Consider the following 14,946-nt stretch of genomic DNA (forward strand, 5'->3'; position numbering starts at 1 on the left):
AGCCGCCATGACGGACCAGCCGTTGCTGGAAGTGAGCGATCTCGAGGTGTCCTTCGGCGAGGTCGCCGCCGTGCGCGGGGCGGCTTTCCGCCTGATGCCGGGAGAGCGGGTCGCCGTGGTCGGCGAGTCCGGGTCGGGGAAGTCGACGATGGCGCACGCGATCATGGGCCTGCTGCCCGGTTCCGGCCGGGTGACCGGCGGCGAGATCCGGCTGCGCGGCGAAGACATCGCCCACGCCGACGAGAAGCGGCTGAGGCGGTTGCGGGGCCGGGAAATCGGGCTCGTGCCGCAGGACCCGATGTCGAACCTGAACCCGGTCTCGCGAATCGGCCGCCAGGTCGAGGAAACCCTGCTGGTGCACGGCATGGCGACCCGGCGCGAAGTGCGGGCGCGCGCGGTCGAGGTACTCGGCGAGGCGGGGCTGCCGGATCCCGGCCGTCGCGCACGGCAGTACCCGCACGAGTTCTCCGGCGGGATGCGCCAGCGGGTGCTGATCGCGATCGGCCTCGCCTGCCGTCCCGATCTGCTTATCGCCGACGAGCCCACTTCGGCACTGGACGTGACGGTGCAGCGGCAGATCCTCGACCACCTCGACGAGCTGACCCGCGAGCTGGGCACCGCGATGCTGCTGGTGACGCATGATCTCGGCCTGGCGGCGGATCGTGCGGACCAGGTGGTGGTGATGTCCCGCGGCGAGGTGGTGGAGGCGGGTCCCGCGCGCCAGGTGCTCACCGACCCGCAGCACGAGTACACCCGCCGTTTGGTCGCCGCCGCACCGTCGCTGGCGAAAACCTCGACCCGCGTGCCCGTTTCCGAGGCTTCCCCGGCTCCGGTGCTCGAAGTCCAAGGTGTGTCCAAAGAGTACCGACTGCGCGGAGCGGCCCGTGGTGAAGGCGTTTTTCGGGCGGTGGAAGACGTTTCGTTCACTGTCGGGAAAGGACGGACGACGGCGATCGTCGGCGAGTCCGGTTCGGGGAAGACCACCACGGCCAGGATGGTGCTCGGCTTGATCCCGGTGACCAGTGGAACGGTCCGCCTCGGCGGCAAGGAGGTCGTCGGTCTGCGCGGCGCGCGTCTGAAGGCGGCGCGCCGGACGATGCAGCCGGTGTTCCAGGACCCGTACGCCTCGCTGGATCCGATGTTCACTGTGGACAGACTGATCACGGAGCCGCTCCGCGTGTTCGGTGTCGGCGATCGGGCGAGTCGACGGGCCAGGGTGCGCGAGCTGCTCGACCAGGTCGCGCTGCCGGCGGAGGTGGCCCAGCGCTACCCGAACGAGCTGTCCGGCGGGCAGCGCCAGCGGGTGGCGATCGCCCGCGCGCTCGCGCTCAGCCCGGGGCTGGTGGTCTGCGACGAAGCGGTTTCCGCGCTGGACGTCCTGGTGCAGGACCAGATCCTGAACCTCCTCGCCAGCTTGCAGGAGGACCTCGGCGTGAGCTACTTGTTCATTTCGCACGACCTCGCCGTGGTCCGGTCGATCGCCGACGAAGTGCTCGTGATGCGGGAGGGCCGCGTCGTCGAACAGGGCGCGGTGGCCCAGGTGCTCGATGCACCCGCGGACCCTTACACGCAACGGCTGCTCGATGCGATCCCCGGCGCGGGCGTGCTGCCGTAAACCCGTTTGTTGCATCCGCGCGTGAACCGTTCGGGCGCGGTGTTCGGCGGCCCGTCGGTGTAGGTGAACCCGCCAGGAGTTGTCACGGTGACGGTGCCGTCGTCGTTGGTGGTGATGTCCCACCCGGCTTCCGCGCGCAGTAGGTGGTGCCGTCGGCACAGCGGCCGGAGGTTCGCCTCGTCGGTTCCGCCGCCGTCGGCCCAGGCGGTGGCGTGGTCGAGGTCGGTGTACTGCGCGGGCCGGTTGCACCCCGGCATGGCACACGTGCGGCGCAGGGCGTGGATGTACCGCCGCACCGCTCTCGGCGGCCGGTAGCTTTTGCGCCCCACGTCCATCGGTTTCCCGGTGATCGGCGCGGTGACGATCCGGTTCCAGGTCGAGTTGCGGTCGAACGCGATTTCGCGTGCCAGTTCCGGTGAAATCTCGCCGTACCCGGTGAGTTCGGCGGGGTTTTCGCGTAGCCGCAGCAGGGTTGGCAGGTCGACGTGGACGAAGATCTGCGCCCGCGGCCGCCCGTCGGGTTGGCCGCCGAGGCACCGAGCCGCCAACGCGTCCACCCGCAACTGGTCCATTGTTCGATTGTCGCCCTGCTGTTTGAGCCTGCGCGCGTCCTGATCGCACAGGGCGTAGATCGCCTGGGCCCGGTCCGCTGGCAACTCCGCGAACAAGGTCGACGAGCCGTGATCCCCGTGCCGAAGCTCCAAAACCCGAGCCGCTGCTTTCTTCTGTCGCCGCCGTTCGTACCCGTCCGGGTCGAGCCGCATCGCCAGTGAGTTCACCGCCCGCCGCAATGCCGCCGGATTGCCCACATCGAACCGCAACCGCGAATCCACCTGCCGCGCAACACTTTCGGACACGCACGAGGTAGCTTCGAACCCCCGCGACGCGGCGTACTCATCGATAACACCGGCCTCCAAGGCTTCCAAGGCGCAGGGCAAGTAGGAGGTCAACGCGTCAGCGAGCGCCGTCCTCCGCTCCGCCGCCGCCTCCGACATCCTGCACAGCAACGCCACCTCGGACACCACCGACCGCCGAGACCCCAGCGAGGCCATCTGTGCAATCCCGCGCAATTCAAAAGCGCTCTCGCGACACCAATTTACCCGCCGCTCGGCAACAAAGCGAGCCGCGGACGAACAATTCAGAAACTCCCCATCGCTGAACACCCTGCAAGTATACCAACAATTCTGAGCAAGCGCCAACAAAAAACAAACTCGAAGAATGCACTTTGGTGCCAACTACAACAAAACCGGAGCATCGACAACGCTACCGCACCATCCACACCAAGCGACGCCATCGCAACGCAACCACCACGAAAACCGAAACGCCGGAACCACAGCCCCCACCGCAGCCCTACGAACGAAAGCCGACCACGATGCCCGGTCCGTGGGGAACTGACGCTGGTGACCAACGACGCGACCCGCACCGAGGAGCGTCAGTTCCCCACGGCGCGCCGAAGGCGTGCCCGTGACTTGCACCGTGCCCCCAGAAGAAGCACCAGGGTCGCCCCCAAAGAATGAGAACAGTACGAAAGAACGTTGACGCGACCACTATTCTCGACCGAGAACTGACGGTGTGGTCAGGAGGCCGAGGTGGATCTGGGCCCGCAGCACCTCCGGGTGCTAGACGCGATCGCGGCCGGTGAAAGCATTTCCCGTGGCGCGGTGCGGCTCGGCCTGAGCCAGCCCGCGGTGTCCGCCATGCTGAGCCGAATGGAACAGCACTTCGGCGCACGCCTGTTCACCAGGACCACCGCGGGGGTCGTGCCGACGCCCGTCGGCGCCGAGGTGGTGGCCAGGGCGCGGGCGATCCTGTTCGGGCTGGACGATCTGACGGCCGCGCTGCTCCCGGATCGGCACGACGGCGCGGCGAAGAAGGTGCTGCGCATCGGTGCGCAGCCGAGCCCGGCGCTGAACCTGCTCGGCCCTCGGCTGCGTTCGGTGCTGCCGTCGGCGAAGGTGTGGCTCCGGGTCGACCACAGCCAGGCCAAGATCGTTTCGCTGCTGGATTCCGGTGCGCTCGACGTCGGTGTCGTCCAGGAGCCGGTCGACGCGCCGGACACCCTGCCCGCCGGGGTGGAACGGCACGTGCTGATCGCGCGCGAACCGGTGTTCGTCGGTGTGTCCGCGCAAGATCCACTTGCGACACGGGCGGAAGTCGCGTTGGGGGCGCTGAGCGCGCACGAATGGATCGACGATCCGCTCGACGAGGGCGCTTGGCCGTCCTACTTCCGGCGCGTCTGCGCGGGCGCCGGATTTCAGCCGCAGGTGAGCTACTGGACCGGCGACTGGCAGCTGGCCAAGGCGCTGGTGTGCTCCGGGCAGGCCGTTGGTCCATACCACCCGACGGCGCGGCCACTCGACGGTCTGGTGCTCGTCCCGTTGCGGGACGCCCCGCTGGCCCAGCGGATCTCGGTGTTGTGGCGTTCCGGAGCGGACGGCGCCGCGCAGCGACTGATCGGCGCGCTGGTGCGGATCTACGCGGAGTTGTCCGACGCGAATCCCGCGTACACGAGCTGGTTGGCGCGCAACGCGGACGCGCGGCCGGTTCCGGCGAAGCCGTAACACGGAAGCCATAACACGAGCCCATCGAGCGCGCCGATACCGCCGTTGGCCGGTTACCAAATTGGACTGGACCAATGTACGTTCGGTGCGTCACGAGCGAAATGGGTCCTCGAGGAGGTCTGCCGTGTCACCGATATCGACAAGATCCAAAGCAGGGGCGGTGTTCGCCGCCGTGGCCGCGCTTGTCGCCGCGTCGCTGGTCGTCCTGCTGCCCGGGACGGCGAGCGCGCGGGCGGACGACTGCAGGCCGGACGGCCTGCTGGCCACCCCGGGCACCGCGTCGCCGTACTGCACCGTGTACGACGGTTCGGGACGGGAGAAGATCGCGCACGGCAGCACCCGCCGGACCATCGGCTACTTCACCGGCTGGCGGACCGGGAAGGACGGCTCGCCCGCTTACCTCGCCAGCCAGATCCCGTGGAACAAGGTCAGCCACATCAACTACGCGTTCGCGCACATCGGCACCGACAACCGGGTTTCGGTCGGCCCCGACGGCCCGGGTAACGCGGCCACCGGGATGGAGTGGCCGGGCGTGCTCGGTGCCGAAATGGATCCCGCGTATCCGTACAAAGGGCATTTCAACCTGCTCAACAAGTACAAGAAGCAGAACCCCGGCGTGCGGACCCTGATCTCGATCGGTGGCTGGGCGGAGTCCGGCGGCATCCTGAACCCGGACGGCACCCGCACCGCGTCGGGTGGTTTCTACAAGACCACCCAGAGCCAGCAGGCGATCGACACCTTCGCGGACTCGACCGTGCAGTTCCTGCGGCAGTACGGGTTCGACGGCGCGGACATCGACTACGAGTACGCCACGTCGATGAAGTACGCGGGCAATCCCGACGACTTCTGGATCTCCGACGCGAACCGGGCGACCCTGCTGAAGAATTATGTCGCACTGATGAAGACCCTGCGCGCGAAGCTGGACGCCGCGGGTACGGCCGATGGCAAGCACTACCTGCTCACCGCGGCCGTGTCGGCTTCCGGGTGGATCCTGCGCGGTGCCGAGACCTACCAGGTGACCCAGTACCTCGACTACGCCAACATCATGACCTACGACCTGCACGGCGCGTGGAACCAGTACGTCGGCCCGAACGCCGCGCTCTACGACGACGGCAACGACGCCGAACTCAAGTTCTGGAGCGTTTACACCACCCCGCAGTACGAGGGGATCGGGCACCTGAACACCGACTGGGCCTACCACTACTTCCGCGGTGCGATGCAGGCGGGCCGGATCAACATCGGCGTGCCGTTCTACACCAGGGGCTGGCAGGGCGTCAGCGGTGGCCAGCAAGGGCAGTGGGGTACCGCGCCGCTGCCGGACCAGAAGAAGTGCCCGCCGGGAACCGGCGGGAGCGTGGGGTCCAAGATTCCTTGTGGCAACGGCGCGATCGGGATCGACAACCTCTGGCACGACTCGACCGCGGGCGGCGAAGAGGTACCGTCCGGAGTGAACCCGATGTGGCACGCCAAGAACCTGGAGAACGGGATACAGGGCGACTACCTGAAGGCGTACGGCCTCGACCCGGACAACGACCCGACGGACCGCCTGACCGGTATCTACACCCGCAACTACAGCAGCACGCTGACCTCGTCGTGGCTGTGGAACGAGCAGAAGAAGGTCTACCTGTCCACAGAGGACGAGTCCGCAGTGGACGCGAAAGCGAAGTACGTCGCGGACAAGGGCCTCGGCGGGATCATGATCTGGGAGCTGGCTGGCGACTACGCGATGGACGCGGCCAAGCACCAGTACGGGATGGGCACCACGCTGGTCGACAAGATCGGAAGCCGCTTCGCGGGCGCCGCTCCATACGGGGCTTCGAAATCCAACACGACCATGCCGACCGACGTGCTCGACGTGGGCGTGGAGGCGAAGGGGTTCGCACTGGGTGACAACAACTACCCGATCAACCCGAAGCTGGCGATCACGAACCGCTCCGCCACCGCCATCCCCGGCGGGGCCCAGATCGAATTCGACTACGGCACCAGCGCCCCCGGCAGCATGACCGACCAGTCGGGCTGGGGGCTGCGGGTGACGCAGAAGGGGCACACCGGGCCGAACGTCGGCGGGCTCAAGGGCGATTTCCAGCACGTGTCGTTCGCGCTGCCGAGTTGGCAGAGCATCCCGGCGAAGGGCACGGCGGAGGTGACCGTCAACTACTACCTGCCGATCGCCACCCCGTCGAACTTCAAGATCACCTTCGGCGGCAAGAGCTACGCGCTGTCGCAGGACAACCCGCGAGGACCGGTGACCTGACACCGTTTTCCCGCTTACGAACGAACCGCGGATGCGCGGCGACCTGGCCAAGGTCGCCGCGCATCCGCGCTCAGCCGGGTGTGGAAGTGACTCCAGGGACGGTTACCTCTCGGATGTCCAGCCGCACCTGGCCGCCGGTCAGTTCTTCGAGTTCGCCACGGAGCCGGTCGGCTTCCTCGCCGCGACGACCGGCGAGCAGGATCGGCCTGACCGCGCGAATGCCAACCCACAGCCGATCCCCGGCGTGGTCGATTTCCACCGCGGATACCCCGACCGCCCGATCCACGGCCCGCCGCACCGCACCGCGAATCGTGGCGTCCTCCGCCTCGACACGCGACTCCTGGTCCGTCACGATCTTCGAGCCGGTGACGGGGAAACCGGCCACCTCGATCCGATCGGCCAGCAGCCTGCCCGCCATTTCCCGGCGGTCTCGCTCATCGGCCGCGGCGTACGCCAAGCGGGCCTCGGCGGTCAGTTCCAGATCCACGTGCGAACGCAAGTAGACCCGCAGCACCCCGGGCGGTGCGCCGGAATCGCGCCCGGCGAGCACCCTCCGGCGGGCCACGGTGTACTTCTCCCCGGTTTCGGCCATCCTGGCCCGGATCTGCTTCTTGAACGCGCTGTCGTCAGTCACACCGTTGTCCTTCGCGGCGACGCTGCCCCGCGCCCTGATCGCCTTGTTCAGCGGTGGTTGGACGATCGACGGCGCGAACCAGCGGCCCTTGTCCTCGTGGCCGTCGCGGGCGCGGGCCGCGGACAGCTCGGAGTGCGGCAGGCGCTCCTGCCGAGCCCAGGTTACTCCCGCGCCGTCCGCTGCGGTCGGCATAAAGGGGCGATAAGCGGATCCGCGAACGGTGGCCATAGGCGCGGTCTGGCTCCCTGGTGGCAGACCGCGCCGAAGCCGCGGTCGCCCCGGGGTAACCCGGGGCGCACATCGACAGGAAGGAACTTCCCATGTCACCGTCTTTGCGGAGGGCCGCGGTGGTCGTGGCCGGGCTCGCGATCACGCTCGGCACCGGCAGTGCCGCGTTCGCCAGCACGGAATCGCACCCCGGCGGCAGCAGGCCGGGAGCGCCGATCGCGTGCCACATCACCGTGCCCTTGCCGCCCGGCACCCCGGCGCAGCCCGCGCACCCCGTGCAGCCCGCGCACCCGACGGATGCGCAGCCCGCCAAGCCGGTGGTGCCCGGGACACCCGCCGTGCCGGGGATGCCGATCGGGTGCTGGGTGAGCACGCCGCTGCCGCCCGGGACGCCGACGCTCCCGACGTTGCCGCCCGGTGCGGAACCGACGGTGCCGACCACCGGCGCCAAGTAGGACCAGCGATCGCTTGACGGTGGCTCGTGCGGCAGGGGATTCCCGCCGCACGAGCCACCTTCGTGAAAGATGACGGCGCCCGATCATCCTCGGTGCACGAAAGGCCACACATCTTTGACCGTTCGGCCCGCGACGGCCGAGCCCGAACATCTGCGGAAAGCCGGAGCAAGGTCCAGTTGAGCCGAACGGACGCTTGATCTTGATCCGCTCGGCCGCTTTTCGCCCTGTCGGAATGCATTAGCCTCGATTCGGCTGGCACGTTTCCCGGCAATCCATTTTCCCTTTTGGCCGAACAAAGTCCGGTCAAACAATCGGCGAATTCCGAGTCGGCTCGCTTGCCGCGCTGTCAACGATGTCATGGGCTGATCGACAACCACAGATGGAGGGTGCGACATGCGCCGAAGAGCCAAAGCACTGGTCAGTTCGCTGCTGGTGACCGTGGTCGGCGTGACGACGGCGCAAGCCGCACAAGCGGTGCCCGGTTCGCCAGCGCAGGAAGGGAGCGCGAACACCGCCGAACTGGGCAAGCCGCGCACGGTCACCTTGATCACCGGCGACCGGATCACCGTGCAGGACCGCCGTGGCCAGAATCCCGCGATTTCGGTGCAGCCGGGACCCGGCCGCGAGCAGCTGGGTTTCCAGCGCAGCAAGGGCAAGGACGGGTGGTCGGTCTTCCCCGCCGACGCCCTGCCGCTGGTGGCGAACGGCGTGCTCGACGAGCAACTCTTCCGGATCGATCGGCTGCTCGCCGACGGGTACGACGACAGCGCGCGACCGACGCTGCCGCTGATCGTGCAGCAGGACGGTGCCGGGTACGCCGCCACCGCGGTGCCGGGCGCGACCGAGGTGCGCCGCCTGGACAGTATCGGCGCGACCGCGTTCGCCGAGCGCAAGGACAGCGCCGGTGCGTTCTGGTCCACTGTGGTCGGTCCGCGCGCGACGGCGGTGCGGAAAGTGTGGCTGGACCGCAAGGTGAAGGCGAACCTCGACCGCAGCGTGCCGCAGATCGGCGCGCCGGAGGTGTGGCGAAGCGGGTTCACCGGCAAGGACGTCAGGATCGCGGTGCTGGACACCGGTGTGGACGCCGGTCATCCGGACCTGGCAGGCAAGGTGGTAGCGGCCAAGGACTTCTCCGGCGGCCAGGACCCCACCGACCGGCACGGCCACGGCACCCACGTCGCCTCGACCATCGCCGGTTCCGGCGCGGCCTCCGGCGGGCGGTACAAGGGCGTCGCACCCGATGCCGGGCTGCTGGTCGGCAAGGTGCTCGGCGACGACGGCAGTGGCGGGTACGCGGAGATCATCAGCGGCATGGAGTGGGCCGCGGACCAGGGCGCCAAGGTGATCAACCTGAGCCTCGGCGGTGACGACGCCCCCGGCGTCGATCCGTTGGAAGAGGCGGTGAACCGCATCTCGAAGGACAAGGGCGTGCTGTTCGTGATCGCCGCGGGCAACGAAGGGGAGAAAGGCGCGGGCACGGTGGGATCGCCCGGGAGCGCGGATTCGGCGCTGACCGTCGGCGCGGTCGACCGGGCCGACGCGCTGGCCCCGTTCTCCAGCAAGGGACCGCGGGTGGGGGACAACGCGGTCAAACCGGAGATCACCGCCCCCGGCGTCGGGATCGTCGCGGCGAAGGCCGGTGGCGCGCCCGGTGATCCGTACCAAGCGATGTCGGGCACCTCGATGGCGACACCGCACGTGGCGGGTGCGGCGGCACTGCTCGCCCAGCAACATCCCGACTGGCGCGCCGAGCAGCTCAAGTCCGCGCTCGCGGGCACCGCGAAGCCGACCGCCGGACTGACCGCCTTCCAGCAGGGCACGGGCCGGGTCGACGTGGCCAAGGCCGCCGGGCAGCAGATCGGAGCGGACGTCACCACGGTCGCTTTCGGCACAGTGCCTGCCGCCGACGGGAAACCCAGGACGAAGGAGATCACCTACCGCAACGGCGGCACCGCCCCGCTCGACCTCGATCTGCGCCTGGACGTCCGCGACGAAGCGGGCACACCGGCGGTCGACGGCCTGTTCGCGGTGGACCGGCCGAAGATCACGGTTCCCGCCGGTGCGACGGCGACCGTCGCGGTCACCGTGACTCCCGCGGGCAAGCCGCGGGGAGCGTACGGCGGCACACTGGTCGCCACTGCCGCCAATGGCGTCGAAGTGCGGAGCCTGGTCGGCGCCGATCTCGAACGGAACGTCTACACGGCCGATCTCCAGCTGGTCGACCGCGAAGGGAACGGCCCCGGTCCGAAGGGGCCGGGTGGGACCGTGATGGCGACCAATCTGGACACCGGTGACCTGAAGATCTACCACGTGTCCGGCGGCGGCGGCCCGGTCCGGCTGCCGCAGGGGCGGTACCTGTTCGTCTCGCAGATCGACGAGAAGCGCGAGAACGGGTCCAGCGGGTCGAGTCTGGTCAGCGAACCGGGTCTCGTGCTCGACCGCGACCGCGCGATCGTGTTCGACGGACGGCTGGCGAAACCGGTGACGGTGCGGACCGACCAGCCCGATGCCCGGTCGAACGGTCAGATCGTCGCCTTCTCCGAACAGATGGTGAACCGGGGCAGGACGGTTCATTCCTGGTACCAGCCGAGGCTTTTTCGCGACGACATGTACTCCTACGTCGCGCCCACCCGCACCGACGTACCGGACTTCGGCTTCCTCGTCACCACGATGCTCACGAAGCAGACGACCGAGGGGAGGTCCGAGAACAGCCCGTACGTCTACAACCTGCAGTTCCCCAGCAGCGGCCGGGTTCCCGACGTTTCCGGCTACCGGGTGCGCGACCGGGAACTGGCCAAGGTGACCGCGACCTACGCCAGTACCGGCAAGCAGTGGGGCAGCCTGCACGTGCTGCCCTCGCCCTACGACAACGCGACCGGGCTCGGCGATGCCTGGTTCCTCACCGCGCAGGCTCAGTTGCCATCGACGCGGTACGAGTTCTACAGCGCGGGGGACCTCACCTGGCTGAAGGAGCTCTACGTCGGAAGGCAGGCTACGAACGGAACGCTGCTCGACACGATGGAGGTGGCCGCCGGGGTTCGGTACCGCCCGGGTCAGCGCTCCACCGAGCAGTGGAACCGCGCGGTCGTCGGTCCGACGCTGAACAAGGCAGCCAAGACCGTGCGGAACGGCGACACCTTCAGCGTCCTGCTGCCGGTGCTCGCCACCGGCGGTGACCACCTCAGCTTCACGGCGGCGGAAGGCACCACCCGCCTCGCCCGTGACGGGGTGGAAATCGGTTCGGTGCCAAGGGTTCCCGGGTACACCTGGCCGAACGTCGGTGCAGTGACCTTCCCGGTCCCCGCGGCGGACGGGGCCTACACGCTGACCGTCGACGCGAAGCGACCGGAGGGCGCCGACGCCGAGTTGTCCAGTGCGGTGGCGACTTCGTGGACCTTCCGCTCGCAGCACGCCGACGGCGAGGCTCCGCTGCCGTTGATGGCGTTGCGGGCGACTCCGGCGCTCGGTGCCGCCAACGACGCGTGGCGCCTGCTCCCGCTCGTCGTCCCGATCGAGGTCGAGCGCGCGGCAGGCACGACGGGAACTGTCCGCCAGGTCACTGCGGAAGCGTCGTTCGACGGCGGCAAGACCTGGTACGGGCAGCTCGTCGTCGGCAGCGGTGAGCGCTGGCACGCCTTCGTGCTGGCGCCGTTGTTCAGCCAGGCGAAGCTCGTCTCGCTCCGACTGTCCGCAAAGGACTCCGGGGGCAACTCGGTTTCGCAGACCATGACGAACGCGTACCGCCTGCGGTGAGCCCGTCGGCCGGGCGGTAGGACAGGGGCCGCCCGGCCGACTGCGAGGGCTTGTCCGTTCGGCCACGAGAAGCTGGCCGAACGGACAAGTCCGCATGGCCGATCTCGTGCGATCGACGTTCAGGGGAGAGCCTCTGGAAAAACGTTCCCATTTCTCTGACCAAAAGTACATTGCGCTCGACGTGGATACCTGCTTGCGAGTACCAGTCGATTTCTCCGGTCGTCGCCGGAGTGGGGCGGATCACTGGTGGCGACGCGTTTTCGGGGATATGAGCGCCTTGTGGGGCGAAGCTCGCCTCCCTATGCTCATGCTGAGTGGCGAACAATAATCCCGGCGTGCGAGATCACGATTATTCCGGACCGTGCCGCCAGTCCGCGGAAGGGCGCGAAAAATGAGCGAGGACGAAAAGTCCGGAATTCGGGTCTCGAGGTGACCGTGGGCGTCGCGAAAGCGGGAGGCGAACTGCGGCAGGTTGATCGAGGTCGGATGCGCGCGCTCGTGCTCAGCGCCCCTGACGAGGGCTCGCGTATCGGTCGCATGGACGTCGTGAGCCGGCCGATTCCCGTGCCGGGGCCGACGGAGGTCCTCGTGCGGGTCGAACTGTGCGGCATCTGCGGCACCGACTTCGACGCGTGCCGGTTCCACCCCGATGGCACCCCGAGATTCGGCGGGCCGCTCGCCCTGCCCGTGGTGCTCGGTCACGAGGCGTCGGGCGAGGTCGTCGGAACCGGGGAACTGGTGACGCGTGTCCGGCTGCACGATCTCGTGGCGTTGGAGAGCGTGCTCGCCTGCGGTGTCTGCGACACGTGCCTCGGAGGTCGTCGCAACCAGTGCGAGAACGCCGTCCTCGCGGGATTGACCGCGCCCGGCGCGCTCGCCGAGTACGTCGTCGTACCGCAGACGGCCTGCCATCGGCTGAACCCGTTGCGCGACAACGGTTGGAGCCGGGAGGACGCCCTTCTCGCCGGTGCTCTCCTCGAACCACTGGGGTGCGTCTACAACGCGTTGTTCGTCGAAGGCGGCGGCGTCCGCCCCGGGGAACGCGTGACGGTGCATGGGCTCGGGCCGCTCGGCCTGTTCGCGGGTCTGCTATGCCAGATCGCGGGCGCCAGCCGGGTGATCGGGGTGGAACCGCTGGCGGAACGCCGCGAACTCGCGGCACGGCTGGGTTTCACGTCGTGCCTCGGCCCCGGCGAAGCTCCACGGCACGATCTGGACGCCGAAGTGCACGTGGAAGCCTCGGGCGACCCGGCGTCGACGCTGCCGGTGATCGAGCGCCACCTCCGGCCGGGCGGGCGCGTCGTGCTGGTGTCCAGAACCGATGTGCCCGCACGGGTCGACACGAACCCGTGGGTCTCGAACGCGGCTCGGCTGATCGGGTCGCGGGGACACTGCGGTGCCCTTTTCCCGGTACTGGTGAACATTTTCGCCGCGGGCCGCCTCGATCCCGGTGCGCTGATCGGGAAAACGCTGTCGCTGGAAAACACCCCCGAGCTGCTTTCCCACGGCCACGATTCGGCCGTGGGAAAGACCGTCGTCCGGATCGACCGGCTCGCCGCACGGTAAAGAGGAGAACCGCCTTGCCCGTTTCGCACAAGGCAATTGAGCCGACCGCCGAAATCCACCGCTACGTCGTCCGGCACGGACGCGCGGCCGACCCGTTGCTGGAAGAGCTGGCGGAAGTGAGCCGGGAGAAGTTCCCTGCCATGGGGCACATGACGTTGCCGCTGGACGAAGCGGCGCTGCTCGGCTTCCTGGTGCGGCTCACCGGCGCGAGCGCGATCGTGGAAGTCGGCATGTTCACCGGGTCCTCGACGATCGCGCTCGCTAGGGCGCTCCCGCCAGGGGGCAGGGTGCTGACCTGTGAGATCGACGCGCGCTGCGCCGAGATCGGCGAGTCCTACCTGGAGCGGGCCGGTGTCGCGGACCGGGTGGACGTCCGCGTCGGCCCCGCGCTGGACACCCTCCGCTCGCTGCCCGGCATCGCGCATCTCGACCTGGTCTTCATCGACGCCGACAAGCCCGGCTACCTCGGCTACTGGGACGAGCTGGTGCCGAGGGTGCGCCCTGGCGGTTTGCTGGTCGTGGACAACACGCTGTTTTCCGGTCAGGTGGTGGACCCCGCGCCGGGGAGCAAGGCCGCGGCGGTGCACGCGTTCAACGAGCACGCCCGTGCCGACGAGCGCGTCGAGCTGGTGATGATGCACCTGGCGGACGGGGTCACGCTCGCCAGACGCCTCGCCGAGCCCGCGGTCTGAGCGCGGGATGGACCAGGGTCGGGTCGCGGTGGTCGGGGCGGGCCCGGCCGGTCTGGTGCTGGCGAACATCCTGCACGACAGCGGGATACCGGTGGTGGTGTTCGAACGGTCGAGCCGCGCGCACGTGGAAAACCGGGCCAGGGCGGGGCTGATCGAGTACGGCACCGTGCAGGCCCTGCGCGAGCACGGGCTGGCCGACGGGCTCCTGCGGGCGAACACCACCCACCGCCGCTGCGAATTCCGGTTCGCGGGGGAGCGGTTCACCTTGGACTACGGTCGCCTCAACGGTGACCGCGTCCACTACGTCTATCCGCAGCAGTTCCTGGTCCGCGATCTGATCGACCGGCTGCTCCGCGGCGGCGGGCGCATCCGGTTCGACACCCCGGTCACCGAGGTCGCCGCACTCGAGTCCGAGTCGCCGGTGGTCCGGTTTTCCGATCCCGCTGGCGATCCGGGCGAACTGCGGGCCTCGTTCGTCGCCGGGTGCGACGGCAGCCTCGGTGCCTGCCGCCGGATGGTCGCCGGCATCGACGCGCACACCGTCACCAAGGACTACGGTTCCGGCCTGCTCGCCATCCTGTCCGCGACCCCGCCGATCGCCGCCGACATGGTGTACGCCCTGCACCGCGACGGCTGCGCGATCCACGCGCTGCGTACCCCCGACACGAGCCGGTTCTACCTCCAGACCGAGCCGGGCGACGAGCTCGCCGACTGGGGCGAGGAGCGGATCTGGGCTGAGCTGCGCCGCCGGTTCGCGGTCGCCGACGGCCCGCTGCCGCGTCCAGGGCCCATCATGGAGACCGCCCTGTTCGGCATGCGGTCCGCGGTGACCGAAGAACTGCGCTACGGCAGGATGTTCCTGGTCGGCGACGCGGCGCACATCATCACCCCGTTCGGCGGCAAGGGGATGAACCTCGCCGTCGCCGACGCCGTCGAGCTGGCTGGCGCGATCCGGTGCGCCGTCAGGACGGGTGACGATCGCCTTCTCACCGGGTACGGCTCGGCGGTGGTGCGGCGGGTGTGGGCGACCCAGGAGCTGTCGAACGCGATGATCGAGCTGCTGTGCGCACCGCGGACCGGAGACCCGGAGTTCCACCACCGGCTGCAGGTGGCGCGGTTGAGGAAATGGGGTTCCTCCCCGGCGAGCGCCACCGGATTCGCCAAGGACTACGCGGGTTGACTCCGCTG

Annotated in this window: 10 protein-coding genes; 8 read left to right on the plus strand and 2 right to left on the minus strand. The window is 68.9% G+C overall.

Going from position 1 to position 14,946, the window contains the following annotated elements; genetic code table 11:
• The first annotated feature begins 7 nt into the window (after nt 1-7).
• Complete coding sequence (locus tag HUW46_RS41945; protein ID WP_215544209.1) at nt 8-1,615, plus strand: ABC transporter ATP-binding protein; 1,608 nt, start codon at nt 8-10, stop codon at nt 1,613-1,615.
• Here HUW46_RS41945 and HUW46_RS41950 read toward each other — a convergent pair.
• Nucleotides 1,564-2,778, minus strand: a complete 1,215-nt coding sequence (locus tag HUW46_RS41950; protein WP_254125495.1) for an HNH endonuclease signature motif containing protein — start codon at nt 2,776-2,778, stop codon at nt 1,564-1,566. The two genes, HUW46_RS41945 and HUW46_RS41950, sit on opposite strands and share 52 nt — an antisense overlap.
• Nucleotides 2,779-3,204: 426 nt before the next feature.
• Here HUW46_RS41950 and HUW46_RS41955 point away from each other — a divergent pair, with 426 nt between their 5' ends.
• Both HUW46_RS41955 and HUW46_RS41960 read left to right on the plus strand, forming a co-directional pair.
• Nucleotides 3,205-4,176 carry a LysR family transcriptional regulator gene (locus HUW46_RS41955; protein WP_215544210.1) on the plus strand — a complete coding sequence of 324 codons (972 nt, stop codon included), beginning with the start codon at nt 3,205-3,207 and terminating at the stop codon, nt 4,174-4,176.
• A 124-nt stretch (nt 4,177-4,300) separates the two neighbouring features.
• On the plus strand, nt 4,301-6,430 hold the full coding sequence (locus tag HUW46_RS41960) for a chitinase C-terminal domain-containing protein (RefSeq protein WP_215544211.1): 2,130 nt from the start codon (nt 4,301-4,303) through the stop codon (nt 6,428-6,430).
• Nucleotides 6,431-6,500: 70 nt separating this feature from the next.
• On the opposite strand, the gene HUW46_RS41965 is transcribed toward HUW46_RS41960, so the two are convergent.
• Nucleotides 6,501-7,256 carry a KH domain-containing protein gene (locus HUW46_RS41965; protein WP_215544212.1) on the minus strand — a complete coding sequence of 252 codons (756 nt, stop codon included), beginning with the start codon at nt 7,254-7,256 and terminating at the stop codon, nt 6,501-6,503.
• A 128-nt stretch (nt 7,257-7,384) separates the two neighbouring features.
• Here HUW46_RS41965 and HUW46_RS41970 point away from each other — a divergent pair, with 128 nt between their 5' ends.
• From HUW46_RS41970 to HUW46_RS41990, 5 genes are all read left to right on the plus strand, one after another.
• Entirely contained in the window at nt 7,385-7,747 is a 363-nt protein-coding gene (locus HUW46_RS41970; protein WP_215544213.1) for a hypothetical protein, read from the plus strand.
• 393 nt (nt 7,748-8,140) lie between these two features.
• Nucleotides 8,141-11,500 (plus strand): S8 family serine peptidase, encoded by a 3,360-nt coding sequence (locus tag HUW46_RS41975; protein WP_215544214.1) that lies wholly within the window; start codon nt 8,141-8,143, stop codon nt 11,498-11,500.
• Between the two features lie 537 nt (nt 11,501-12,037).
• Nucleotides 12,038-13,066, plus strand: coding sequence for an alcohol dehydrogenase catalytic domain-containing protein (locus HUW46_RS41980; RefSeq protein ID WP_215544215.1), 1,029 nt, complete (start codon nt 12,038-12,040; stop codon nt 13,064-13,066).
• Nucleotides 13,067-13,080: 14 nt separating this feature from the next.
• Complete coding sequence (locus HUW46_RS41985; RefSeq protein WP_254125496.1) at nt 13,081-13,758, plus strand: O-methyltransferase; 678 nt, start codon at nt 13,081-13,083, stop codon at nt 13,756-13,758.
• 7 nt (nt 13,759-13,765) lie between these two features.
• Nucleotides 13,766-14,938, plus strand: coding sequence for a 4-hydroxybenzoate 3-monooxygenase (locus HUW46_RS41990; RefSeq protein WP_215544216.1), 1,173 nt, complete (start codon nt 13,766-13,768; stop codon nt 14,936-14,938).
• Nucleotides 14,939-14,946: the final 8 nt, after the last annotated feature.

The sequence above is a fragment of the Amycolatopsis sp. CA-230715 genome (assembly GCF_018736145.1).
Classification (GTDB): domain Bacteria; phylum Actinomycetota; class Actinomycetes; order Mycobacteriales; family Pseudonocardiaceae; genus Amycolatopsis.